General features: G+C 50.1%; 28 protein-coding genes. 23 read left to right on the top strand and 5 right to left on the bottom strand.

Annotation, left to right across the window (positions count from 1 at the left end; translation table 11 throughout):
- Positions 1–42 precede the first annotated feature (42 nt).
- The 4 genes from iscB to BQ9846_RS15080 are packed head-to-tail and all read left to right on the top strand — an operon-like array spanning position 43 to position 3241.
- Positions 43–1419, top strand: coding sequence for an RNA-guided endonuclease IscB (gene iscB / locus BQ9846_RS15095; protein ID WP_144049469.1), 1377 nt, complete (start codon positions 43–45; stop codon positions 1417–1419).
- The gene (locus BQ9846_RS15090; protein ID WP_075881878.1) at positions 1416–2117 is read left to right on the top strand and encodes a hypothetical protein; all 702 of its coding nucleotides are present in this window, start codon (positions 1416–1418) and stop codon (positions 2115–2117) included. The genes iscB and BQ9846_RS15090 overlap by 4 nt, the downstream gene beginning before the upstream one ends.
- A 12-nt stretch (positions 2118–2129) precedes the next feature.
- A complete protein-coding gene (locus BQ9846_RS15085) occupies positions 2130–2693 on the top strand; it encodes a hypothetical protein (protein WP_075881877.1) in 564 nt (187 codons plus the stop codon).
- Positions 2678–3241, top strand: a complete 564-nt coding sequence (locus tag BQ9846_RS15080) for a hypothetical protein (RefSeq protein ID WP_075881876.1) — start codon at positions 2678–2680, stop codon at positions 3239–3241. Before BQ9846_RS15085 ends, BQ9846_RS15080 begins: the two co-directional genes overlap by 16 nt.
- 63 nt (positions 3242–3304) lie before the next feature.
- Here the strand turns inward: BQ9846_RS15080 and BQ9846_RS15075 are convergent, their stop codons facing one another.
- Positions 3305–4030 (bottom strand): hypothetical protein, encoded by a 726-nt coding sequence (locus BQ9846_RS15075; RefSeq protein WP_075881875.1) that lies wholly within the window; start codon positions 4028–4030, stop codon positions 3305–3307.
- A 73-nt stretch (positions 4031–4103) separates the two neighbouring features.
- Positions 4104–5114, bottom strand: a complete 1011-nt coding sequence (locus tag BQ9846_RS15070; protein WP_075881874.1) for a ParM/StbA family protein — start codon at positions 5112–5114, stop codon at positions 4104–4106.
- Positions 5115–5506: 392 nt separating this feature from the next.
- On the opposite strand from BQ9846_RS15070, the gene mobI reads away from it, so the two are divergent.
- From mobI to BQ9846_RS15035, 8 genes are all read left to right on the top strand, one after another.
- On the top strand, positions 5507–6040 hold the full coding sequence (mobI, locus tag BQ9846_RS15065) for a conjugative transfer protein MobI(A/C) (RefSeq protein ID WP_075881873.1): 534 nt from the start codon (positions 5507–5509) through the stop codon (positions 6038–6040).
- Between the two features lie 594 nt (positions 6041–6634).
- Positions 6635–7156, top strand: a complete 522-nt coding sequence (locus tag BQ9846_RS15060; protein WP_075881872.1) for a hypothetical protein — start codon at positions 6635–6637, stop codon at positions 7154–7156.
- A gap of 12 nt (positions 7157–7168) precedes the next feature.
- Positions 7169–7609 (top strand): hypothetical protein, encoded by a 441-nt coding sequence (locus BQ9846_RS15055; protein WP_075881871.1) that lies wholly within the window; start codon positions 7169–7171, stop codon positions 7607–7609.
- Positions 7610–7687: 78 nt separating this feature from the next.
- Positions 7688–8074 (top strand): hypothetical protein, encoded by a 387-nt coding sequence (locus tag BQ9846_RS15050; RefSeq protein WP_075881870.1) that lies wholly within the window; start codon positions 7688–7690, stop codon positions 8072–8074.
- 156 nt (positions 8075–8230) lie between these two features.
- Entirely contained in the window at positions 8231–9127 is an 897-nt protein-coding gene (locus tag BQ9846_RS15045) for a DsbA family protein (protein WP_075881869.1), read from the top strand.
- 107 nt (positions 9128–9234) lie between these two features.
- Positions 9235–9357, top strand: coding sequence for a hypothetical protein (locus BQ9846_RS17125; protein WP_268874698.1), 123 nt, complete (start codon positions 9235–9237; stop codon positions 9355–9357).
- A 60-nt stretch (positions 9358–9417) separates the two neighbouring features.
- Complete coding sequence (locus BQ9846_RS16625) at positions 9418–10020, top strand: hypothetical protein (protein ID WP_144049468.1); 603 nt, start codon at positions 9418–9420, stop codon at positions 10018–10020.
- Positions 10021–10056: 36 nt separating this feature from the next.
- On the top strand, positions 10057–11037 hold the full coding sequence (locus BQ9846_RS15035) for a M48 family metallopeptidase (protein WP_083651625.1): 981 nt from the start codon (positions 10057–10059) through the stop codon (positions 11035–11037).
- A 250-nt stretch (positions 11038–11287) separates the two neighbouring features.
- On the opposite strand, the gene BQ9846_RS15025 is transcribed toward BQ9846_RS15035, so the two are convergent.
- Both BQ9846_RS15025 and BQ9846_RS15020 read right to left on the bottom strand, forming a co-directional pair.
- A complete protein-coding gene (locus BQ9846_RS15025) occupies positions 11288–12562 on the bottom strand; it encodes a Y-family DNA polymerase (protein ID WP_075881865.1) in 1275 nt (424 codons plus the stop codon).
- Entirely contained in the window at positions 12559–13005 is a 447-nt protein-coding gene (locus tag BQ9846_RS15020; protein ID WP_075881864.1) for a LexA family protein, read from the bottom strand. Before BQ9846_RS15020 ends, BQ9846_RS15025 begins: the two co-directional genes overlap by 4 nt.
- A gap of 290 nt (positions 13006–13295) precedes the next feature.
- Between BQ9846_RS15020 and parA the strand changes: the two genes are divergently transcribed.
- The 11 genes from parA to BQ9846_RS14960 all read left to right on the top strand — a co-directional run bounded on the left by parA (position 13296) and on the right by BQ9846_RS14960 (position 23530).
- The gene (parA, locus tag BQ9846_RS15015) at positions 13296–13925 is read left to right on the top strand and encodes a ParA family partition ATPase (RefSeq protein ID WP_075881863.1); all 630 of its coding nucleotides are present in this window, start codon (positions 13296–13298) and stop codon (positions 13923–13925) included.
- 82 nt (positions 13926–14007) lie between these two features.
- Complete coding sequence (locus BQ9846_RS15010; protein WP_083651624.1) at positions 14008–14232, top strand: plasmid partition protein ParG; 225 nt, start codon at positions 14008–14010, stop codon at positions 14230–14232.
- Positions 14233–14341: 109 nt separating this feature from the next.
- Positions 14342–15124 carry a Fic family protein gene (locus tag BQ9846_RS15005; protein ID WP_075881861.1) on the top strand — a complete coding sequence of 261 codons (783 nt, stop codon included), beginning with the start codon at positions 14342–14344 and terminating at the stop codon, positions 15122–15124.
- Between the two features lie 89 nt (positions 15125–15213).
- Positions 15214–16422, top strand: coding sequence for a DUF4236 domain-containing protein (locus BQ9846_RS15000; RefSeq protein WP_075881860.1), 1209 nt, complete (start codon positions 15214–15216; stop codon positions 16420–16422).
- 15 nt (positions 16423–16437) lie between these two features.
- Positions 16438–17517: an endonuclease/exonuclease/phosphatase family protein gene (locus tag BQ9846_RS14995; RefSeq protein WP_075881859.1), complete on the top strand. Its 1080-nt coding sequence runs from the start codon at positions 16438–16440 to the stop codon at positions 17515–17517.
- A 64-nt stretch (positions 17518–17581) separates the two neighbouring features.
- Positions 17582–18085: a hypothetical protein gene (locus BQ9846_RS14990; RefSeq protein WP_075881858.1), complete on the top strand. Its 504-nt coding sequence runs from the start codon at positions 17582–17584 to the stop codon at positions 18083–18085.
- Positions 18086–19149: 1064 nt separating this feature from the next.
- Entirely contained in the window at positions 19150–20418 is a 1269-nt protein-coding gene (locus tag BQ9846_RS14985; protein ID WP_075881857.1) for a hypothetical protein, read from the top strand.
- 25 nt (positions 20419–20443) lie between these two features.
- A complete protein-coding gene (locus BQ9846_RS14980; protein ID WP_075881856.1) occupies positions 20444–20680 on the top strand; it encodes a hypothetical protein in 237 nt (78 codons plus the stop codon).
- Positions 20681–20763: 83 nt separating this feature from the next.
- A protein-coding gene (locus BQ9846_RS16405; protein ID WP_144049467.1) for an IS5 family transposase occupies positions 20764–21620 on the top strand; the annotation gives its coding sequence in 2 pieces (ribosomal slippage) (positions 20764–21109 and positions 21109–21620; 858 coding nt in all).
- 393 nt (positions 21621–22013) lie between these two features.
- Positions 22014–22490, top strand: coding sequence for a hypothetical protein (locus tag BQ9846_RS14965; RefSeq protein WP_075881854.1), 477 nt, complete (start codon positions 22014–22016; stop codon positions 22488–22490).
- A gap of 590 nt (positions 22491–23080) precedes the next feature.
- Positions 23081–23530, top strand: coding sequence for a hypothetical protein (locus tag BQ9846_RS14960; protein WP_075881853.1), 450 nt, complete (start codon positions 23081–23083; stop codon positions 23528–23530).
- Positions 23531–24120: 590 nt separating this feature from the next.
- Here BQ9846_RS14960 and BQ9846_RS14955 read toward each other — a convergent pair.
- A complete protein-coding gene (locus BQ9846_RS14955; RefSeq protein ID WP_075881852.1) occupies positions 24121–24774 on the bottom strand; it encodes a hypothetical protein in 654 nt (217 codons plus the stop codon).
- Position 24775: the final 1 nt, after the last annotated feature.

The raw sequence follows: 24775 nt of genomic DNA, 5'->3' as shown, positions 1-24775 counted from the left end.
CGACACGAGGCCCGTAAGGGCATGTTTTAAGGAGGAAATCTCATGGCGGTTTTCGTATGGGATAAACAGAAGCAGCCGTTGATGCCGTGTTGCGAAAAGCGCGCGCGGTTGCTGCTAGAGCGCGGTCGTGCCGTGGTGCATAAACGCTACCCGTTCACGATCCGGCTTAAGGATCGGGTGGGCGGTGAGACGCAACCGCTTCGCTTAGGGCTCGATCCCGGCAGCAAGACCACGGGGCTGGCGCTGATGCGCGAGTCGGAGGGTGAGCAGCGCCATGTACTGTGCCTGTTTGATCTGGTGCATCGCGGCTTTCAGATCAAAAAGGCATTGGAGCAGCGCCGGGGCTTTCGTCGTCGCCGCCGGTCGGCCAATTTGCGCTACCGGGCGCCACGTTTTGACAACCGGACGCGCAAAGCCGGCTGGCAGCCACCCAGCTTGCAGCATCGGGTGGATACCGTCATGGCGTGGGTGGATCGGCTGTCTCGGCTGACGCCGATCACCGCAATCAGTCAGGAGTTGGTGCGCTTTGATACCCAGCAACTCGACAACCCCGAGATCAGCGGCGTCGAGTACCAGCAGGGAACCTTGCTCGGTTACGAGGTGCGCGAGTACCTGTTGGAGAAGTGGGGCCGCGAGTGTGCCTACTGCGGCACCGCCGATACACCGCTGGAAATCGAGCATGTAGTGCCACGCTCGCGCGGTGGCTCCAACCGCGTCAGTAATTTGACGCTAAGCTGTCACAACTGCAACCAGGCCAAGAATGCGTTGCCTCTGGCGGACTTCTTTGCGCGTGACAAAGGCCTGAAAAAGCGCCTCAAGGCCAACGGCTTGTCGGCGGACACACGGCTGGAGCGCGTGCAGCGTGAACTCAAGCGCCCGCTACGGGATGCCAGTGCGGTCAATGCCACTCGTTGGGCGCTGTTTAATGCGCTCAAAGCCACCGGCCTGCCGGTGACAGTAGCCAGTGGTGGCCGCACCAAATTCAACCGTAATCTCCTCGACATTCCCAAAACCCATGCCCTGGATGCCGCCTGTGTCGGTGCTTTTGAGACGCTGCATGACTGGACAGTGCCGACGCTGACGATCAAAGCCACCGGACGCGGCAGCTACCAGCGCACGCGTTTGACAAAGCATGGCTTTCCGCGCGGTGTGTTGATGCGGCAAAAGCAGGTACACGGCTTTCAAACCGGCGACATGGTGAGAGCCGTGGTGCCTGCCGGCAAGAAAACGGGCACCCATACGGGCCGTGTCGCGGTGCGCAAGACAGGCAGCTTCAACATCCAGACCGAGCACGGTGCCGTGCAAGGCATTTCGCACAAACACTGCACCGTGATCCAGCGAGGTGATGGCTACGGCTATCATGTCACGCCGACGATCCATCAACCAATAAAAGGAGGAGCGGGACACGCGGTGGCGTGATCCAGGTCGCCTTGTGGGCGACGCGCTATCCCCCCGGCACTAAAAATACCGGGTATCCCGCGCAAAATCTGATGAAAGTGAGTCAGAAAATTTTTGAGCTTAACCGCACACCCCCAGACCCCTGTGCCGAAATTGATCCTAATCTGCACTTGCTCGAAACGCGCCTTTTTATGATTGCGCAGCAAGAGAGTTATGACGATGTGGTATCCATCCAGCACCCACGCGGTTTGCGAGCACTTCGTCGCATGACGCATGGCGAAATCCAGCAGATAGCCTCTGCGGTCTGCGCATCGTTTCGCGTAAATGCCGATATTTCAGCGTTCATCGACAATATGCCAATGCAATCTGTTAGTGAATTTTGCCCCCTTCAAGAAATCAGCGCCGCTAGCGCAAATGGGAAAGAAATGTTGGCCAGTGACTTCTTACTGACGCTTCGCAACTTGGGGGAGAAAGCACCGTCACCCGATCTCATGCAAGCGAAAACGGGCCTTTGTGAAGACGACACCGATGCGCTTGTGTCAACGACCTTCCCTGCTCTACGCGATGCCGCCAAGGCTATCGTGGATAGCTGCGAGAAAAATGGTAAACCACTGTTTGAACTACGGTATGACCCCAGTTTGCTTGTCATTGCATCACGCAATCCGCAATCTTTCTCAGAAATGCGGCTGGCCCAACTCGTAACCACTCAACCCCTTTAAGCTCTGTCCGCCATGTCTCAAAATGCAAAAGTAGATCAGCGCGAGTCGAATGCCGCTATTCGCACATTGCTACGCGGCGGCCTTAGCAACCCTCACATTCAGCGCGCTTTAGGCGTCAACCCATCGAGGATTGATGATAACCGTAAGCAGATGGAAACCGAGATGGGGCTACCTCGCCCCTATCAAGTCGGTCGTATCGCACCTCGATCACTGATGCGCTGCAAACAAGCGCACCGGCAATACTCCATTGCTATCGCTATGTACGCTCAGTTACGAACTCCGTTGTCCGAACAGGCTGTGGATGTAGTAGCGCTGATTCGTTCCTACAATCTTCTCTTAGCCTCGGTACTCGACGACGATAACAAGGTTAAATTCTGCATAAACAAGTTTTTTCGGGCAGCCGAGTGGTACGAACAAAGGCAAGTTACCCTTGGGGCGCCTGACGAAGATGGTATGGCATGGTTGACAGAAGTTGAGCAGCCTACAGGCTCAACGGTGACTTCTATCCAGCAAAAAGCAAAGCGTGGAAAGCGTGGAAAGCGTAAGAAGGAGAGCCGTGAATGCTTTGCTACTTAAATATGCCAGAAGCGATACAACTCCTGCTACGCGCGGGTTTTACGGATGCGGTGATCGAAAAAATGCTTAATGAGCATGAGGGCGTCATGGTCACGACAGACCGTATCCGTAAGAACCGGCGCCTGCTGGTTGAGCGCGGCGAATGCCCTGCTTTTGAGAAAAGACGGTGTATACGTGATCCGTATGCCATCTTGCGCACTCACTCGGAAATACGACGCTATAGCCCAGCGATGCACATTTACTGCAACGCGGAACAAACGGTGCATGAGCGCGTTGACGCTTATCAGCTTGTCATGGCGTTTCGCACGGTCACAGCGCAGATGGAGATCGCCGGAAATGCAAAAGGCATTGAGATTAACGATCTACATGCGCTTGCCGAAGGTTGGAATCAAGGCACTGTTTGCTTTCGTCAATGCCCGACATGTCAATCATGGTCGTTGCTTGCCATTGATACGCCGACATCCGCTGAGCGTTGCCCGTATTGCAACGAACGAGGGATCACCACTGGCGCTACGTGGTTTTCAGAGAAATCCGCCACAGCGGTATAACCGCCCTTCTCGATATAGTCTCAAACCCAAAGAAGCCAGCTTAAAGCTGGCTTCTTTCACTCTCTACATTTTAATCTTACCGATTGCACTGGATTTGCGAGGGTGTTCTTGAGGCTTATTGGGTGGCTGATCGCTTTTTTCGTCTGCTTGCGTCTGCTCATGCTCCTGAACATTTCCCCCTGCTGGCGTCTCGTTTATGGCTTCACTATGGTCAGCCTCAACAGGTGCCGTTACGGGTGCCGGAGCTGACGCAGATGCGACGTGCTCACTACCTTGGGCTTCTGGCCGCCTTTGCTGGTTTAGCGGCTCTGGCGATGTATCTGGCTCAGTTAGCGGCGCTTGTGTGGCCATTCTTGGCTCCCGCCCTTCTCGTTGAACCAGGCGTGAAAGACGATCCAATAAAGCCCCTGCGGATGCCAGTTGCTTAATTCGGCTAGATATACTGCCATTCGGCACAGCCATCAAGTCACGGTAAAGCTCAGGGTAGTTATAGACATTGACGGTGAGCTTTATCGGCATAGATACGTCTTTCCCCTGCCCTTCATCGCCAACCTCAGCTTCCTCGACATCATCAATTTCATGCGCGTACCTCGATGCCAATCCATTGAGCGTTGCCGCATCAATCGACAGTCCACCCATTTCTCGCAATAGACAGCACTGGTTAGCCAAATTGCGCAGACGTTCGGAACGGTACTTATTAGGCACGGAAGTCAATTCACGATAAAGAGCACGATCACGGCGGCGGTAAACCATGATATTGACGATCAGCGGATGATATAGGTCTTGCATAACGATTCCCCTTCGTCAGAGAAAAGCTGCCTATTACCCCAGCAACAGACAGCTATTTCGGGTGTGGCTTGGGTTATCGTGCCGCCCAGCCGTGGTAGCCGCGTGCAATGGCTAATACAGGATCAGCCGCTTTTACCACGCCGCAATGTGAAAAAATCCTGCGTGCTTGAGGCTCAAAATACTCGCCACCGCCCCCTGCAATCACAACGGTATCAATCACGGCATTACGCATACTACCCGCGATTTCGCTTATAGCCACCTCAGAGACTTCTTCAGAGCTTTGATGCTTGTAAGGCGAAATGTCTATCTTTTGTCCTGCGTAGCGTGCTGTGAGTGAATTAGCACGTAACATGCTTTCGATTTTTTCAGGCTTTAAGCTCTTTCCTGGCGCCGCGCCATAGTCTTGACTAATAAGCTCAGCGACACGATCTATAATTCTTGATGTCGCTTGCAGCGTTGTACCTGAAAGTTCTGCGTTTAACTCACCTTCGTCAAATACAACAAAGTCGGTGCTATAAAATCCTGGATCAATGATAAGTACACTACCTTCTGTAAGGTCATCGACTGTTTCTTGATCCCCTTCTGTTTCCGCAAAGTGAATCGCGTCTAAAAAGGCACCGCCTGGTTGCGGTATAATTTCCACCTCATTAACTGTCACAGTGCGCTTATTCGCCACTTGATGCTGACCTTGCATCATTTCTTTAATTTGGTTTTTTAATTCCTCATTTTGCCAATGCGAAACGGGTAAACCCGTAACCAAACGATCAATCTCTGTATCATTGGCATGCAACAATGCGGCATAAAACAAGGCGCGATATTGCATCGTCTTTGAATAGTTTTCCGTAATATCGCGGGCACTTCCAACTACCTTTCCTGGCTCAATACCAGCGGCATATTCCACCCCATCAATGAGTACAGTTGTTGTCTCTACATTGCCGCCCGTGATGCCTTTAATCTGCCGGTTGAACTGATCCAGGCGGGATACACCCACCGGAAAAACCACCTCTTGATAGCCTTCTTCTCCGCCTGAAAAAACGGCCTTGGCATTACTGTAGCCAATGTCCAGCCCGACGTTCGTTCCCATGCAAACCTCCACGTTTTGCGTCAAAAAAGAAGTCAGAACAGCCTAATACGCTTTTGACCTTGAGTGTTTATCACAAACCCTTCGGTTTGTTGAAGTCATTTTGGCATTTTAGTGAAGGCTTGACAACGGCCCAACGCGCTCATGGGGAATTTTTATTGATTCCCTTATCTATCTGGGGAATTTTTGTATTTTCCACTATTGGGGAATAACAGTTATTCCCCAGGTGATCTATGCGATTTTCCCCAGTGGGGATTTTGGTACAGGGTATAGCGAAAATTTGCGGTTTTTATTTACGAAATTCCCCAGTAAGTAATATCATGGGTAGGAAGGCTTTTTTCCCCAGGGATTTTTAAGGGAAATTCACCGTAAAAACCGCGTATAAGGGGCTAATTTTGGAGCGGAGCCAGCTAGACGAAATTGAGGTTTTGAAATCGCTTCTTAACCCGAATGCTGCTGAGGATAGGGAAGGCATTGATCCTTTGCAGTTATCCTCGATGCTAAGCGACAAAGTGGATGCAATGCTGGAAGAAGTTGAGCGTTCGATCTATCTGTTGGCGCTGGACTCAAGGATCATTGCTGACTTGTTTTGGGAAGAACAAATCGAGCATTTTGAGCAGAACGAGCCTGGAAAGCTCGGCTTGCGGGTTCGTGTACATAAGGGGTCGCTAGAGATAATGTATTTCCGTAACGCCTTCACTCGTAATGGCGGTTCAAAGCGCCGCGACGGTAAAGCGTTTTATGCTAAGCACATTCCCCGTTCAGGGCGCTATCATTACAACTCAAGAGACTTTAATGGTGCTGAAGCCTGGGAGCACGAACTGGCACTAACGCACGAAGTTGACCACGCCAGAAACAGGAAGTTATTTAATGAGCTTTCAAAGGCTAGGCGTTCACTTAAAGCGATTAAGAAGGCATTAGATAAATGATTGCTTGGCGAGTAGTGACTTCATTGAATGGCTAGCAACTATGTCAGCCTTAGTACAGTGATTTATGGCTGGCTGCCCTATTCTCTTGACTATTTTTACATACGTTTATGCTGACCCTCTGCAAACATGCTTTACAAAACACATAGACGTTTTTCGGAACCCCCCTTTTGCAATAAGTAGATAAAAACAATAGATACTGAATCATCATATTTATCATCACTTTCGTCACTATCGCTAAATAGCCTCTCATTTTATATTCAAGCCTAGATTGGCGCTTAAACTGAATATCTCTGGGCTGCATATCCGGTGAGCGAATAACCAAGGATCACTATGCGCGAATGATGCTTGTAGCCTTTGGGTCGCAAAGGAGACATAAAAATACATGGTACTCATTTCAGTCTAAAGTGCGCTTCATGAGCACGAAGATGCTTTTAGGCGTATTACAAGCATAAAAGCACAACCTATACCATTAGGTTTTAAATTCGCCTGCTGATGCCAATCATGCGTGAAACCTCAAAAAAATGCCTCTCAAGTCACTGGCCGTTTTTTTCTGATCAGTACAATAAGCGGATACATTCACTATGAGGGCTTTGCATGAGTGACAGCACCATCATCGACAAACCTTTTACAGAACTCACTGAGCTTGAGGAAGAACAGCAGAATCTTGCCGACGAAATCTGCATGGCCTTTTTCAACCTGACACCGGACATTACCGAAAAAGCGGACTGCGCTGACATTGCGCACGAAGCAGCCGCCTTTTTCGCTTATGCGGGTATGCCGCGTGAGCTGCACTTTGGAGAGCTACATACCGCCGAGGAAGGCGAAAAGATTATCTTGCGTCCGCACTACTGGTTGGAGTTACCACTACGAGATACCAAGATCATCGTTGATCTGACGCTTCCCTACTGGCTGACTGATCCCGATGCCGAAATGACCAACTTTGACATCCCGACGGTGCTGATCAAGAAGCTGAGTGATCATCGAGGCCGTATCTATCATGGAGAGCAAATCGACTTTCCTGAGCTGGTGGGTCAAGCCGATAGCTCTGCGATTTCCTTGTACCCTGAATGCCGTTTCTGTGACGGCTTAATTCGCAACTACGAACGGTTGAAGTAAGCGAGCCCTGTTATGTCGAAAGCCACTCGCCATACCTTAGCGTTTCTGCGCCATTACGAACCGGATTCGTCGACGCTTCAATACGCACATCATCTTTTAGCTGGCGAAAACCGGCTTATCCCGTCGGTACGAGATCAGCCCTCGATTGAAAGCATTGCTCTATATGGCTTGGACGATGACGAATGGCTCGATGCTGTGCGTGCGGTACGTCTGCAAGTGAAGCTGGATCAACTTAGCCCCAGATTCCCACTGGTCACGCTCTCAGACGAACCTATCGAATCAGAGAGTGGTCGCATCCAGCTGTGGGGGCAGCGCACCCTGCGCCCCTCAGTCTTAGAAGATCGGCTTGGTATTCCGATTGAGACAATCGACATGCAAGTGCTGATGGATGCCGTGATGATGCTACCACCGTCTTGGTCAGCGGTATTGGAGATACCACGGGGTACGGGGTGATTTTCTCATGTGCTCGGCCATTTCAACAGTTGGGGTATTCTGTTAGTAACGAAAGAGACAGCACAACGGAGGAATACCATGTCTGATGCAATCCGTAGTCTTCGCCTCGATGTTAAAAAGTTCTTCGCCGGTCACTTCCGTATGGGCCGTCATTTCATCGCTGAGGACGCGCCGTACCGGAAAGTGAAGCAATTTGCTGCTGCGGAGCTATTAAACAGCGCCGGATCAATCGCCGTCATGGTGGCCGTGGTGTTGTGGGCAGCATTTGCCGACGCAAAACCGTCGTTGATCCTGCCTATCGTGGCGAGTTTCTATCTGGCGAGCCTAATGCTTCTGATCAGCGCAGTTTGGGGGCATCTAAAAGCGGGGCTTGGCGGCGTTTTTGCTCGCCATTTGCTCGTATCACTGGGCCTTTGGAGCTTGGTCGCGGTAGCCGCTTGCTTGATCCCCTTGCTATCACCCTGATACCACCCTGATACCACCCTCACCAGCCTACATTCAGCGCCCCATCGACGGGCGCTTTTTTGTGCGTGACTCCCCAAAAAAACGGCTGTCAGATCGCATTACCCATATCAGTGGAGCGCTAACCTGTTGTGAAATTCACAACCTTGGGCAAAAAGCATGGCACGGAAAAATGTCAATCAGAACACAGGCCGAAATACACCCTACTTGGCGTTAGGCGGCGTAATCGGTAGCGGTCTTCTTGCTACGTTTGCGTTTGGCCTGGTGGTCAACGCGCAATTGCAAACGAACGATCACCTTAACGAAACGAATCAGAAGTTATCGGCACTGGCGTCCGCGATTGAGTCATCAAACCAAAACGGTCAAGCAGACGAACAAGAGCTGGTTGCCGCGATAGACATGGTGATGGATAAACGAGAGCAAGCTGAACGTGAAGCCCAACAACAGGCATTGCTCGCTGATTTCGATAATGCGCCCAAGGACATTCCCGAAACCGGCAAATGGACGTATGGGGATGTTGACGCTCGGTTCACCCTATACACCTACTCTGATCCCAACTGCCCTTACTGCCGCCAATTTCACGGCACGCCAAAGCAGCTAGTCGATAGCAGTGACGGTGTGCTGAATACGCAGTACCACCACATGACAATCATGGATGCGAACTCGACCACACAGGCGCTAGCAAGCGAGTGCGCGGGTCGCTTGGGTGACAATCAGGTATTTTGGGCCATGAACGACTTTATCTACGAAAACCATCAGGTGCGTAAGAATGGGCTTCTGGATGTCGCTGAAACGCTAGGATTTGATCAAGACCAATTTGAAAGCTGCATGAATGATTCTGAGGTCAATCGCCATGTCGCTAAGCGTGCTCAGCAAGCGAAAGACAAGGACGTGACGGGTACACCCACATCATTCTTGATCGACAATAAGACAGGCGACTCAGTACGCCTTGCCGGTGCTCAGCCCCCAGGCGCGATTATTTCCGCATTGCGTGACATGCTTCAAGAACGGACGGCAAGCGAGGCAAGTAGCACTGCTGAAGCGCAAGAGGGCTAATTATGCTTCCTATTTCGCCTTTAACCGCCGCGATTGGTGCCGCTATATTTTTAAGCCGATCTAACGTAGCAGGCTTGATAGGCGGTGGATTGCTCACGATGGCGTTAATGCAGCTTTGGCCTGATACCTTCATGCCGATCTACGACTGGGTAGGTAGTTTTCTGGAAGCTAGCGGGCTCAGTTCGATGATCAGCGAAGCCGAGCAGGATTTAAGCCAGGACGGTTCCTAATCGACACACCATCTTAATACGACACAACGCCCTTCAATGGGCGTTTTTTGTAGGTGAGCTATGCAGAACTCCCGCATGTTGCCAGCGTCACTCCTGGCCAGCCTCGTTCTTTGTGCTGGCACAAACGCAGAAGCAACAACCATCCGTGATTCGTCAGATACGACCTCTCAGACAACCAATAACAGCACCGTCAAAGTTGTGGTCAGCCATAGTTGCGAACGGCGCTGGTGTCCTGACGTTGGGGAAAGGATGAAAGTGCAGGTTTTTAACCGACAGGCAGCGGCCAACGAATCGCCATCCCGCGCCATTACCGCACTTAATACGACTGCCAGCCACAATCCCTTTGCTGAGCCGGATCGACGCTTAACTCCGCTGGCTGCTGGCCGTAGCCGTCCAGGTGCCACGGGATCATCGCAATCATGGGTCAACGACGAATTACTGGCAAAAGGATTGTCGTCTACGAAAAAGGCGGCTTCTGGATTCCTGGATACGGACTGGCAGTACGGAGCACACCTGCGAGAACTGCAAACCATGTCACCGGAAGCGGTTGTGCGCAAAGCGGATGAAAAAGCACAAGAATGGCTACCTCGCATAAATAATGCTGTTAAGGGCTTCATATTCCCTTTGGTTGATAAATTAAGGGGTTTAGCCGAAAACGAATAAACCTAAAGGCATACAAAGCTATTAAGGTGGCCTTACATGCCAGTTAAAGCAAATTTGAACGGCACTTCTTGTGCTTTTTTGCACAATACAGCCTTACTAGGTGGCGTTATGCTTTTATGCTTTTTATGTGTCTTTACGCCGCTATTTATCCTGTTCTCCTTCTTTGATCTTCTGGCTTACTTTGTTGGCAGGTTGCTTCCTTCATTATCCGCCATGCCAACACACTCATATATCCTTATGAGCGACCTGAATGAGATCGCATATTGGGTCTTCACGCTTGTCATGGGCCTTGCGGCTTTGGCGTGGACGAAACAAGCGCTGACGCCTAGAAAAGCACAGCTGCGGCGCCTTGCTGGCGGAAGACTAATGAAAATTCCTTCGGACAACGCCATTTCTGAGTATGTTGAGCAACTTTGCCTGAAGCACGCTATCCGCCGTCCGGCCATATTGGCGGCCCCGTCGGAAAACATCGCTGCGTTTGTATTTGCACCGCCACTGCGAAAGCCTCAGCTCGTTCTGTCACAAGGCGTCTTACGCTTACCTCCCGACCTTTTGCGTTGGATTATCGCTCACGAAATTGGCCATTTGGTGCATCGTGACGCCAAACATATCTACGCCTGGTGGTGCTTCCTCGACAGCTTGACGATGCTCCACCGGCTACGCTTTCGTATTTTGGCCCGTATTGCCAACGTGCTGCGGTTTATCCCCTTACTGGGGCGTCCATCCATGCGGGTGGCCATCGGCATTGAGCGGCTATTCCAAAGAACCTTCTCGGCTGGCATGAAGGTCGCTGGCGCCTGGTATGAAGTGATGTCTCGCTGGGCGTCGCGCCGTATTGAGTTTCGTGCGGATGCGTTTGCTGCGGCACATGAGGGCGTGGAGCCAGGTGTTACGCTATTCCGCTCACTGGCAAGCGAGGCGTCGTTTGAGCCGATGCCATTCAAGGTGCTGGTACGCACTCACCCGACGCACCAGGATCGGGTCAAAGCGCTTTATCGGCTATCTTTCCGCGAATGATAAAGCCTCTAAAACTCAAATGAGGTTATGAGTTTTTGCGTCTAAACGGAAATGTAGCTTTGGTGTTTTGTGGTTTTGCACTTTGGCACTTTTAAGTTTATGGGGCTTTCTGGTTAAGCGATTATGCGCCTTTGCGCCTTTGCGCCTTTGCGCCTTTGCGCCTTTGCGCCTTTGCGCCTTTGGCAGAATGAGGTCATGCTTTTTTAAGGCAATGAGCTTTTGATGATTTGCGTATTTCACCATCGCCTTTTCATGCTGAAACCGTGACAAGCTCCTGCCATTGAGTTGTATATCGCGGCGTCCGGCGCTCGCTTCGCAATGACCAAGCGTTGCCCTTTCTTGGCAAGCCGAGCTGCACTGTGCCTTTCCCCAGCTCTCGGTTGAGCTTATCGACGGTTGCCATCAATCGCTCGCTGCGTTGACTTTCCAATTCGCACTGAGGGGTTTCCGTGAGTGTTAGTTGGCGATTCGCTTTGGGGGTAATGTCGAGCAACATGACACCGACTTTTTGGAAGGCGTAACCCTTTCGCCACAGGTGTCTCAGTCCTTCAATGGCGGCAGCCACGATGTCGCGGCTGTCGTCTGTGGGACGATCCAGCGTTACCACGATACGGTTCCGGTACTGAGGTAAATCGGTGCGAAAAGGATTGGTACGCACAAACACCATGATCCCACTAGACACACCACGCTGAAGACGCAGCTTTTCACTCGCCCTGGCAGCATGATGCCGGAGCGCTTCGCGGAGATCGTGCGGATTGTTTGTCACCCTGCCGAACGAGCGAGACACCATGATCTGCTTTTTGGGCGCATCCATATCGTCTAACCGGATGACGGGTTGCCCCCGTAACTCCCAAACAATACGCTCCTGCACCACGGAAAACCGACTGCGTATGTGCTTAGGATCAGCTTGCCGAAACTCCCACGCTGACTCGATGCCCATAAGTTTAAGGCGTTCAGCCGTCCTTCTAGCTACACCCCATATTTCTGTCACGGGCAGCTGCTTGAGGATGGTTTTTGTCGTATGGCTATCTGCTTCCAATCGGCAGACGCCTTCGTGAGCCGGTACTTTTTTCGCCACCTGATTCGCCAGTTTCGCTAGCACCCTCGTCGGCGCAAAACCAACCGAAACGGGTATCCCTGTCCACTGTCTGACGGTGTTTCGCATTTGATGGCCACGCTCTAGTAGCGTGTCAGGATCGAATCCCTGAAACCCAACAAATGATTCGTCGATGGAATACGGCTCTACATGCGGTGAAAATTGCGCTAATACATCGGTCACACGCTTAGACATGTCTCCGTAGAGGGCATAGTTGCTCGATAGCAAAACGGTTTGACGCCGTATCTCAGGCGCAAGATGGTGTTGAGCCGCCCCCATTTCCACGCCAAGCGCTTTCAGTTCGTTTGAGCGTGCCACAATGCAACCGTCATTATTTGACAGTACGCCTACCGGACGACCTTCTAGCGATGGATCAAATACCCGCTCACAGCTGACGTAGAAATTATTGCAATCCACCAGACTGATCACGGCGATGCTCCTGGTAAGCTATGCACGACATGGGTGACAACGCCCCATACGTGCGCGTCTTTGTCTTCAAGCGTGATAGGTGCAAACTTGGGGTTACTGGCGACCAGGTGCAGGTTGTCATCCACTCGCTCCAAGCGCTTTACTGTTAGCTCACCTTCCAAGGCCACAATAATAATGCGGCCAGGCATTGCTTCTAGGCTCCTGTCCACGACCAAAAGATCACCGTGATATATGCCATCACCAACCATCGAATCCCCTTCCGCCCGAACAAAAAACGTCGCGGCTGGACGTTTCACAACATAGCGATGCAGGTTTAATTCACTGTCGAGATGATCATCCGCAGGGCTCGGAAAACCGGCTCTCACCGCACAGCCCAATAGCGGCGACATCGTTGTTGAATTATCGAAGGCAGCTCCGCCAACAACGCAGGCTAATGTTTGCATAACGACACCGATAGCGTGGATAAAAAAACAGTATAGGCTGTTTAAACATACATGCAACGGTGGCAGCTATCCTAATCTTCAAACCTCATTACCTTTTAGCCTCATTACCTCATTTATTTATTAGCTCATTGAATGATTAGCCCATTAGCCCATTAGCCCATATCATCAAAAACGATAAAACGGCCAACCTCAAAACATCAAATACTTAAAGAAACCTATAAGTTTTTGAGTTTTTGCGTATAGCCGCTAGGATTGTTCTCAGTACGGTAATTTGAAAGGAGAGTGCGACAATGAAGACGATAGCGGTGTTGAACCAGAAAGGTGGCTCAGGCAAAACCACGATTGCGACGCATCTTGCCACCGCCCTACACAGAGCAGGCCATGACATCCTGCTTGTCGATTCTGACCCACAGGGCAGCGCGCGAGACTGGGCAGCTGTGAGGGAAGATCAGCCCGTGCCGGTTGTTGGCATTGACCGTCCAACGATAGGCCGCGACTTAAAGAACCTGGCACGCAAAGAGTTCATCGTTATCGACGGCGCTCCCCAAGCCGCCGACCTGGCGGCGTCAGCCATCAAAGCCGCTGACTTTGTTTTAATCCCCGTCCAACCCAGCCCTTATGACATTTGGGCAACATCGGACTTGGTTGAGCTTGTAAAACAGCGCATCGAGATTACAGACGGAAAATTGCAAGCGGCCTTCGTCGTATCACGGGCTATTAAGGGCACCCGTATCGGATCAGAAGTCAGCAACGCTTTATATGAATACGAGCTACCTGTTCTTGAAAGCCGGATCACCCAACGGGTGATTTATCCCACGACCGCTGCTACAGGCACCTCCGTTTTCGAGGAAGACCCCAATGGCCCAGCGGCAGCCGAAATCAATGCGCTAATGGATGAAATGTTGCAAAAACTCATTTAAGGCTTTGATGCTTTAAGTTATTGAGTTTTTGCACGGATGGCGCAATACTCCAAAGCGGTTATGAGTTTTTGAGGTTCAAGTGATGACTAAAAGTGTACTCAGCGCTGGACGCCCCAGCGCAAAAGCAGCAGATAAGCGGAAAGAAGCCACGTTAGCTAGCTTGTCAGACAAGCCAGCGAAGAAGCGTGTGAACATCGACCTGACGTATGAAGAACATCAAAGGCTCAAGATATATGCCGCTCAGAATGGCATGACGATCAAAGATATTCTCCGTGAGCAAATCGACAAGCTCATAGACGGGGAGTAAAAATGGCCGAGAGCTATAAAACGCTTTCACCTTAAAGCTCATATATGTTTTTGAGGTTTTGAAGTTTTGAGGTTTCCTTCATATTCGCATGGCCAAAAAGGAAGCATAGATGCCTAAGCGCTTTGCACGACTAGATTGGCTGAAGGAGCAGCTAGATCAGCATCGACCATTATCTCGGCATGTTGTCAGTAACCTACATGAATCGCTGGTTTTGCAATGGACATACCATAGCAACGCCATAGAGGGGAACACGCTTACCCTTAAAGAAACCAAGGTGGCCCTGGAAGGGATCACCGTAGGCGGTAAGACTCTCCGCGAGCATTTTGAAGTCATTAACCACCGTGAAGCGATCCTGATGGTTGAGGATTTAGTGGCCCAAAATGAGCCGCTTTCAGAGTGGTTGATTAAGTCACTTCACCAGCTGGTATTGAAAAACATCGACGACGAGAATGCCGGTGTCTATCGTCAAGTCAATGTGATGATTTCAGGTGCCGAGCATCGGCCACCAGAAGCCTATATGGTTGCCCAGGCGATGAATGACTTTATTACTTGGTATCGCAATGAGGCTGGCGCATTACATCCCGTCGAACGTGCAGCTCGTGTACATGGTGAGTTCGTGAAGATTCACCCCTTTGTTGATGGCAACGGGCGGACTTCACGATTGCTGATGAATTTGGAATTGATGAAATCCGGTTTTCCAGCGGCCTTAATCCAGGTGGATCAGCGCTTAGCTTATTATGAAGCACTGGATACGGCGCACTGTAGCGGTGACTATGACCCGTTTATAGACCTACTCAGTGACACCGTACAGCGTAGTTTTGAGCCATATTGGTGGGCACTAGGGCTTACAGAAAAAATCCACAACGATAGGCCTTTTGGAGAAAAACCCTAAACCACAAAACACTTTTGAGGTCTTGAGGTCTTGAGGTCTTGAGGTCTTGAGGTCTTGAGGTCTTGAGGTCGGCAAAGGATAGCACCCCTATGGCATTCCGTTTCCAACGTCGAATTACGCTCGCCCCAGGCGTGAGGCTAAATCTCAGCAAGCGGGGAATTGGTTTCTCTGTTGGCCCCCGTGGGGCTAGTGTCAGCATTGGCCCAAGCGGTGCTCATGCACACGCGGGTATCCCAGGAACAGGTCTTTCATACCGGACAAAGATCAACCGCAAACAACAATCATCAAGAGAGAAAGATTTTCCATCTTCTGTAGACTCGCAGCTGACCAAAGGCAGCACATTGGCAATGACGCTCAAAGTCGATGAACATGGAGATGTTCGTTATTTGTTCGCTGATGGCACTCGGATGACCGAGAAAGAAGAACGGGCTGTTAAGCGTCATGCGGGAGAGGCTATTCGGGCTAAATTACGAAATCTGTGCGATGACTTAAACGCTGACTTGGAACACCTTGGCCAGCTCCATTGCGAAACCCCTGCACCTGACACCATAGGTTACAAGCCAGAATCCTTTACAGAGCCAGCGCCCTCAGCCCCCTCTCTTACGTCTGAACGTTGGTGGCATCACTTGTGGCCACCCCTGTATCGCCAAATTCAGAACGAAAATACCCAGCGACAACACGACTTCGATGAATCCTACCGATTGTGGGAGTGGCGAAAAGCTGAGTTCGATGCCAGTGAGTTTGCGCGTCAACAACGAGAACAGCAGGGCGTATACGAAAGCATAGATGCGATGGAGCTAACCCTAAAAGAGCGATTAGAGGAAATCGACTGGCCACGCGAAACGGTTATTGATTTTGACTTGGGTTCCGATGAAAGCACCATCGCGGTAGATATAGATTTGCCAAGCGAAGACGAAATGCCGTGCCAAGAATGGACGATGCCGAAAAAGCGACTCAAATTGACCCCAAAAGAGATCAGTGCCACACGGCAACGTAAGCTCTATCGAGATCATGTGCATGGCATTGCGTTTCGTGTACTGGGGGCTGTGTTCACGCGCTTGCCCAACGTAAAAGAAGCGAGGGTGTCGGGCTATCGACAGGTAGTATCACCTGCGACGGGTGCTGAAAAGGACGAATATATTTACAGCATCAAAGTGTCGCGGGAGCAGTGGAATCGTATTGAGTTTGACAAGCTAGACCAAGTTGATCCGGTGGCAGCCGTTGAAGCCTTCACGTTGCGGCGAGATATGACAAAGACGGGAATCTTCCGCCAGATTGAACCGTTTAAACTCGTTTGAGGTTATGAGTATTTGATGAATAAAATATTTAAGGTTTTGAGTTTTACAGGTTTTGCGGCTGCCTCGATGTTGGCACCGTATCTCCATGCAGATGTCACGATAGCGACCTGGAATATCAAGCACTTAGGTTGGAAAAATGGGAAGAACTACGCCGTCTTGGGCGAAATCGGCAGCGTATTTGATTTGTTGGCGGTGCAAGAAGTAATGAGTGAGGAAGGTGCAGCAAAATTGCACCGTTCCTTGGAAGCCGCATCTAATGAATCATGGGCTTACACCATGAGCCACTTAATCGGGCGTAGCAGTTACAAAGAAGCCTACGCTTTTTTTTGGCGTGAATCCGAGGTCGCAAGTGCCGGTGGTGATGTCGTTTTCTTTGATGGTGGCGATGTTTTTGCTCGCGAGCCGTATTCTGCGCTGTTTACTGATCGTGATACCAACGAGACATTCGCTCTCTCAAATGTCCATATTCTGTACGGTGACGGCGTGAGTGATCGGCTGCCCGAAATCGAGGCTCTATCAGATTATTGGCAGTGGCTTGGTGATGAAGTCTATCCTGACGTACCCCGTATATTGGTGGGCGACTTTAACCTAGATAGTGAGCATTTAGGATTCGATACGTTAGAACAACTAGGTGTCGAGCCTAGCTACAGCGATGGACGCGGAACAACGATCAGCACCACGGAGGGCCGATACCCCAACCACTATGACCATATTTTTCTCCAGCGTGGCTCAGCGCTGAATGTGACGGATCAGGGCATATTACGCTTCCCTGAGAAGTGGGGGATTACCCATGACGTTGCGCGAGATTCTATCTCTGACCATGTGCCGGTTTGGATAGCATTGAATAGCGCAAGTCTTCGTACAAACGCTGAGCTTGACGAAATAGGCGTGACTGCAAGTTCAGAAAGCACTTGTATTGATCTGAACGAATCGCCTGTGAGCGCTTTGGATCAGCTACCGCACGTAGGGGGAAGCCGTGCTCAGGAGGTTATAGAAGGTCGTCCCTGGTCGTCAGCGAGTAATTTGATAAGGGTGAATGGACTGAGTGCTGGCAGGGTCGAGGAAATCATGTCATCTGGGTTGCTATGTCATTAGGCACTCAACGGCTTGAGAGCCGTGCTTTCATGTCATAATACTCGCCCCGTTATATGGAGGTGGCATGGGTGTTATTTTCGGCAATCGGGAGTTTATTGATGATGTGACCCTCCCAGGGGCACAGGTTCAGCATTTTTCGCTTGAGGGCACCCGCTACGGTGCATTATTCATTCCTCGACAAGCTTGGGATGACAGCACTGCGCAAAAAGTTAATCGAGAGCTTGGCATTCACTTGCCAGTAGATGCCTACGAAATCAAATTTGATACGTTGGATAGCCTGTTAGATGACACCCCAGCACATGGTTTTCGCTCTCGTCATCAGCTTGGCTTGCGCCCATTTACCTTCAAAGAGCTCAACCTTTTAGGCGCGGGGTTACTTGAGTCGATTATCCTGTTTGACCAGGACTTTCGTGGTTCCGGTTATTATGGTTGTGCCGTTGATGACAACCCGCAGCTATGCCACTATTACAAGAGGCTTTACCGGCGTTACGGGAACTACTTCATCGAGTGCGGTCTAATGCCCCATACCTCCACAAGGGGGACATGCTATGCATTCCTACGCGACTAATACCACGGTAACAACCCAGCAGCGTAAAGCAGCCAAGATCAACGCTGCACGTAAGCGTTATATTACGGCTAAAAAACAGGGGTTGGTCAAAATCAGCCTTTCCGCAGAAGAAGCCCAAAAGCGAGCTAACCACTCGGTGTTTCGCCTCTCCTAAGCGCTTCAATGTATGCAGTTTCAACATAGAACCCCGGCCAGAAATGGCCGGGGTTTTACTTCATCTGTCGCATTCTTCTGGCGAAACCTCTAGGTCACGCGTGCTTTTAGGCGACGTTTTCAGCATGGCAGGGATTTGAGCTTTGGGTTGTCAGTTTTCTCCTAAATTTTTGTAAGCCAAGGCTTACGCATTGATTTTTTTCAGCACTCATAAGAGTGGAACGCTAAATGTGGTTTGTCACCGCGCGGCTTGGCCAGGGACGCAAGCAGTCTTAAAGGATATGAGGAAAGGATAAAAGGATTAAAGGACTAAAGGGAGCACAAAATTAACGCTATTAATCAGTGTGTTACTGACCAAACCCGTTCTATTGATACATAGAAAGCTGTACAGAGAATCCATAGAAACTCGTTCGGATCGTCCATAGCAACCTGTACAGAGCATCTATAGAAAGAGGCCTTCATCGGGGTCAAATCATAAAACCTGTACAGTTCATTCATAGAAAACCTGTCCGCAGCGTCTATAGAAACCTGTACACAGCGTCTATAGAAAACATCCGATAAGAGGAAACCCGTACAGAGCGTCCATAGAGGAACCGGATTTCTTCACTGGGTTATCCCCAAAATCTGTGGATAATTTGCCATGTTTACAGAGCGTCCATAGAAAACTGTACAGATCATCCATAGAAAATTGAGATGCCCACCGCGATAAAAACGGCAAACCCGTACAGATCATCCATAGAAAATCGCGGTGGCCCCGCAATAAAAGCGGCAAACCCGTACAGAGCGTCCATAGAAAATCGCGGTGGCACCCGCAAAAAAAGGGCAAACCTGTACAGAGCGTCCATAGAAGCGGCTTGCTGGCTCAGCTACACTCGGAAAAAAGCTAGAACCACTCAACCATAGAGATTGTCATGGCTAAGCATCCTCGCACGGATTGGGAGAAGACGGTCAGCGAACTGCGAAAATCACCGAAAGCAAAGCAGACTGATACGCCAACCAACCTTTCGCTCGATCTTGACACATTGATGCCAGAAAGCGGGCGTGTCGAAGATGTCGCAAACGTCTCATCACTTAGGCTAGCCGAGCCTGACACTTTGCCTCAGTCAGCGGAAACACCGGAAGGGCAACCACTTCGGGATTTTCAGTCAACGCTGACCAATACCCCCCAAGAGCGAGAAAACACGTCCAATCTGCTTCATTTTTGGGAGCGCATACCGCGTTATAACTGCGGTGACATCCAGGGCGTCAACAATAGCACTGACGTTAAGCAAATGGGGATCGTCAATTACTCGTTTGAAGACAATGGTGAACGCTACACCTTGGAAATGACGCCCGCTCAGGTTCGTGTCGAAACGGATGGGGTTCAGCAAACCGTTTTTTGTTATCCAGACAGCACTGACGAACTGGTGGAGCTGGCGCTGATCAAAATTGCCTTAGATAACGGAGATATTTTACCCCCCGCCGACATATCCCAGAAATCAGCTAAGGGGCATAGCCCGCTACCTAGTTACGGCGTCCATTTCACGATCAACCAGCTCATGCAACAGCTCAAGCAGTGGGGGAGAGGGCGCAGCCACGGGGCTCTCATGCAGTCACTCGATGTACTGAACAAATGCAACCTGTCAGTAAAGTCGACATCGAAAGGCGGTATCAATGCGCGAGGTGCGATTCTGCCGGAGCTGGTGTCGTTTGAGCAGAACGGCTTTGACGCGCATGACCGAAATGGGTTCTGGACGGCACGGTTTCACCCCATCATTAGCTTAGGGATACACGCAGGGCTTTATCAGCAATACAACGTGTTTCGTGTTACACAGATCAAGACGCATGTGGGTCATGCCATCATCAAGATGGTGATACTCAATGGCCGGAATATCTCTGAGCAAACACCGTATTCACTGTCACTTTCGTACCTTCAGGAAGCCACGGGGCTATTGAACTATAAGAGCCCTTACCATGCGCGACGTAAATTCCGAGAGCATGTCAAAAGGCTTGAAGCTGAAGGGCTGCTTTCCAAAATCGAATTTATCGAAAAGCGTCGTGGCAAGCGCGTTGTCGACATCGAGGCGCGAATGTTTGCCTCTAGCTCCCTCGTCCGTGATATGAAAGCCTCGCATAAGCGTGCCAACATATTGCAGCAGCGTCGCCAGGTTCGAGCCTCGATTGAGAAAACGAACGGATAGTTTCGCACCGAAAAGGAGAATCAATATGCAAGGCGAACCTGATCTAGTCGATAGCCCGTTCAATCAAACGCTGGAAATTGAAGACAACGTGCTTCAGATAAATATTTACCGACTAGAAACGGAAGCATCTTGGACACTTGAAATCGTTAATGAGTCGGGAACATCCTTCGTTTGGGATGAGTCGTTTGAGACTGATGATCAGGCGCTAAATGAAGCAAAACACAGCGTCGATGAAGAAGGGGTAGGGGCGTTTTTAGGCTAACAAAGTGTCTTTTAAAAATTTAGGCTTTGTCTGAAAACCTGAATTTGCTAATGTTTTCTATGCAGCAGTTGCATAGGTGATGTATGGCAGGACGTTACGAAATCTCTGAACAGGGCTGGGAGCTCATCAAAGATCTTGTGGTATCGCCAGCAAAAATGACTGGCCGCCCCCGTCGTGATGATCGCCAAATGTTAAACGGCATTTTTTGGATCCTTTGTTCTGGGGCCAAATGGCGGGATTTACCCGACCGTTATGGCCCTTGGAAAACGGTTTATGACCGATTTCGACAATGGCGCGATGATGGCACTTTTGAAGCGGTTTTAGCGCGTTTGCAGCTACGATTGCGTGAAGACGGTTTGATGGATCTAGATACATGGATGATCGATTCAACGTCAATTCGTGCCACACGTGCTGCCTCGGGAGGCGGCAAAAAGGGGGCCAGGGAGAACCCATAGATCATGCGCTGGGACGTAGCCGAGGTGGCTTAACGACCAAAATTCATATGGTCTGTGTTCGAAACGGCTGGCCTTTGGCATTTACGCTATCACCCGGACAGCATTCGGATACACAGCACTTCATTTCCACTCTGGAGTGTATACGTTTGCCCGGCTTCTTAGGGCGTCCTCGAAAGCGCTGCCGGTTTATCGTGGGCGATAAGGGCTACGACAGTGATTTTCTTCGCCGTTACTGTGATAGACGCGGGATAAAGCCGATTATCGCGAGCCGAAACATGCAGCGTAAATCTCGTCCCGGACTGCCAAGAGGCTTTGATAAGCCCAAATACCGAGAAAGAAATATCATTGAGCGCTGCATTGGATGGGTGAAAGAACTACGCCATATTTGCACGCGCTACGATAAGCTCGAAAGCAGCTTCAAGGCGATGGTATGCCTAGGGTGCATAGATCGCTGCTTGCGAGCTAACTTTTCAGACAAAACCTAGGAATGACGGCTGACAACCGAGTCTGTGTGAAAACTCCCGAGCCGTCCAGAACAAGGCCTCCATACGCGAAATCTGGCGAAGCTTTGTAAAGACGCGATGCCTCAGAATGAGCAAGAAAGCGTCATTTTCAGTCATTTTTTGACTGGTCCGAGACTTTCCGAGCATTTTCACACAGCCTCGGCCTAAAGTGATAAGTTGCTAAATCCACACCTGATGAAAGCCCATACTATGTATAGTTACTGCGAACTTTGCCATCTGGAAGAGCACTGCCACAGCCCAAGATTCTATGATCTATTAAGCTATGCCACTCTGGGAAGTAGTTAAGCACAAGCAGGACGGAATGTAATAGATGTTACTGAATGAGTGAATAAACCCAGGAAAAAAGGAAAAAATATGAATTCTGAATTGGTTTTTAACCTATGGGCATTGTATGACTCAGCCTCCGGTACTGTTTATGGGCTGTCCGGAAAGGCGTATAACATTGCAGGTACTGATAAAGAAAAACTTGATTTTTTAAAGGTTGCTTCAGGAACTGATTATGTAACCGTGAATCGCTACAGGGTTCCAGAGCGGTTCAGTATTTCGTTCCCGGACGGAGAGATTCGGCACGAAGTTACCTATCTTAGTACGATAAATGATCCGAATGCTCAACTCTTCGAAGAGGTGTTTAAAAATATCGAGGCTGAACTACCACCATTGCCCGACTTCTCTGGTCAGGATGTTACGAATGTAACGCAGACTGTTCCTGAAGATCCCCTCTGTGTTGTGACTATTCTTTATGAGGATGATGTTGGAAATATTCGACCAATCATTACTGACGAAGATCGTGCGTGGATAGCTCAGCAACAAGCTACATTCCTTGGTAATTAGTGCCTATCCAAAACATGCTTTTTCAGTCACTGCAAAGGACTTCTTGTAGTAGATGTTGAGGTGAGCACCTTAAAGAAGCACAAGGTCGACTCACAATACTGACTGGCTTGGCCATCATAGGCCAGGTGCCCGAATTTCGACCATGCGCGTGAATTAAACCGCTTATTCCATTGGTTTGGTCGTTTTTTCGGGTGCACCTTAGGGATAAGTCGGTCCAAATTTCGTAAGCTAAACCAAGTTATAGCTCAGCACCGAGGCCTAGCCACGACATTTGCCTGACTGACGTAGTCACCAGCAGCGACTACGCCAGTCAGGCAGCTTGCTTGATAAAGGCGGAAAATTTTCTGGTCAACCCCATAAAAACGATCTGCTCGACTTAGTTAGGTTAGCCGGGCACATTGAGGCAAACAAAAAGGTCATATCTTGCAAGCGCTTAAAGCGCGAACATAAATTCACGGATAAAAAAATTGATCGGTGGAAGCCAGTTGCTTGGATGACGTCATGTGGGGTGACGACTTGCCGAACTGTAAAAAAACCGACAATTAAAGCTCGGATCGCCGAAAAAGAAGTACGGATAACGGAGATAATGCATGCCAATAGACTATGACACGTTTATGTATTATGCGTTAAAGGTTGATCCCAAAACGCTAGACGCTGAAGGCAATCACAACATCGGATTGAAAGAGGGAAGAAAACAGCGCGTGATCCACGGTCGGCCAGCAGGCGAGTATTCGGACACGGCGAGCGACGGTAACAACGTTACGCTCGCGCTGTATCGGGAAACTAACGGGGCGCTGGTGGTGCAAGTGACAGGGGAAATGCGCGGGTTCTGGTCAGGTGACTGGCCGTCAAAGCCGTTTTGCCTGGACTTTAAAACGCTGGATGACCTGCTCGCATGGCTCGCCAACGATGCGAAACAAAAACGTCTTTGTAAAGGGCAGCAAGTGTGCTTGCGGCGAGCGAAAGCACAGTTATGGCAGCGATTGTCGAAGGCAGATTGTGTAACGGAAAATGCGAGGTATGTAACAAGCGAGAGCTAATCTTGGTTAAATTTGAGGCGGGAAGAACGACATGTAGTCGTCAAAGCCTTTGCTGATCCAGTCATCTATCAACCATTTGTCAGGCAATACTTCCGCCGTGCCGGCCAATCACTCTTACCATGATGTTGCCGTTACTGGAGTGGGTCGCCTGGTTCAATCATCGGCGTCTATTGGAGTCAACATATACCACCGGAAGATCGAGAAGCTCTGTATTATGAGCAACAGGGTTAAAAATCACCGATAAAGCGGCCTGACTCAAACAAACGGATCTCCGATAAAGCCGGTACGGTTCACTCAATCGTTCCATAAGGTGTACGGTGTTTCGCTTTCTGGTCTGTTGTCATTATCGTTCAGGCGATCGACGGGGGTATGTGAGATCGCCCCGTATTCTGATAGGGCGGACTCCAACGACACGTAGCTTTACACGCCACGGCGCATAGCGCGAGCGATTCGTTCCAGCTGGTATGAATCGGGAGTAAGTTGAAGAGCGTAGCAATAGATACCCCGAGTCACGCCTTCGCAGTTGGTTAATCCCTTTTTCAAGGGGGGCGTCATTAAAGACCTTAGCTAGATTTTATGGATTGACAATATTATTCAATAGTATAGCCTCGCTCGTCGTAAAAATTTTTCAAGTCCCTTAAGTACTCATCTTCGGAATCAAAATGGTCTAGCAGATCGGTAAATTGCAGCAAAATCCTGCGCGGCGGAAAGCTGGGATTAGGTAGCGGCGGCAAGTCTGCCAAACGCAACCATGCTTCGATCTGCTTGTTGGACAGATCGTTCCGGTTGCCATGCCAATCGAATAGGTCATGGTCCTCGAATTCAATAAGCCCCTCGACATCCCACAGTACGTGACCTACATCGTCCATGAAAGTCGATCCGGTCATGAGATGAAAACTCCTACCCAAAGACTCCTGCATATATCCTCCAAGCAGAGGAACATAGATGTTCAGCAAGTCCTTGATGAACGCTTCATCCTTGCAAAGGTAGCAGAGGGAATAGACCGTCCATTCGTAATCATAACCCATCAATAGGCCGCAAAACCGCCCATCAAAGTCAAAAAGCTGACGCACTGCCTTTTCAATCTCATTGGCTTCTGGACGTTGGCGCAAGCGTTGCAATTGCTCCCTTGTGGCCTCATAACGATGATCGGGTAGAGGCATCCGTTTGCCATACAGCGCTTCCATCGCATCCAGACACGCAGGCCATTGCTCTCTAAATTGCTGTTCTTGGTTTGTTTGCATG

Origin of the sequence: Vreelandella massiliensis (assembly GCF_900155385.1) — a bacterium.
Taxonomy (GTDB): Bacteria; Pseudomonadota; Gammaproteobacteria; order Pseudomonadales; family Halomonadaceae; genus Vreelandella; species Vreelandella massiliensis.
The sequence above is the reverse complement of the archived record's forward strand: the minus strand, read 5'-3'. Positions and strand labels throughout refer to the sequence as shown.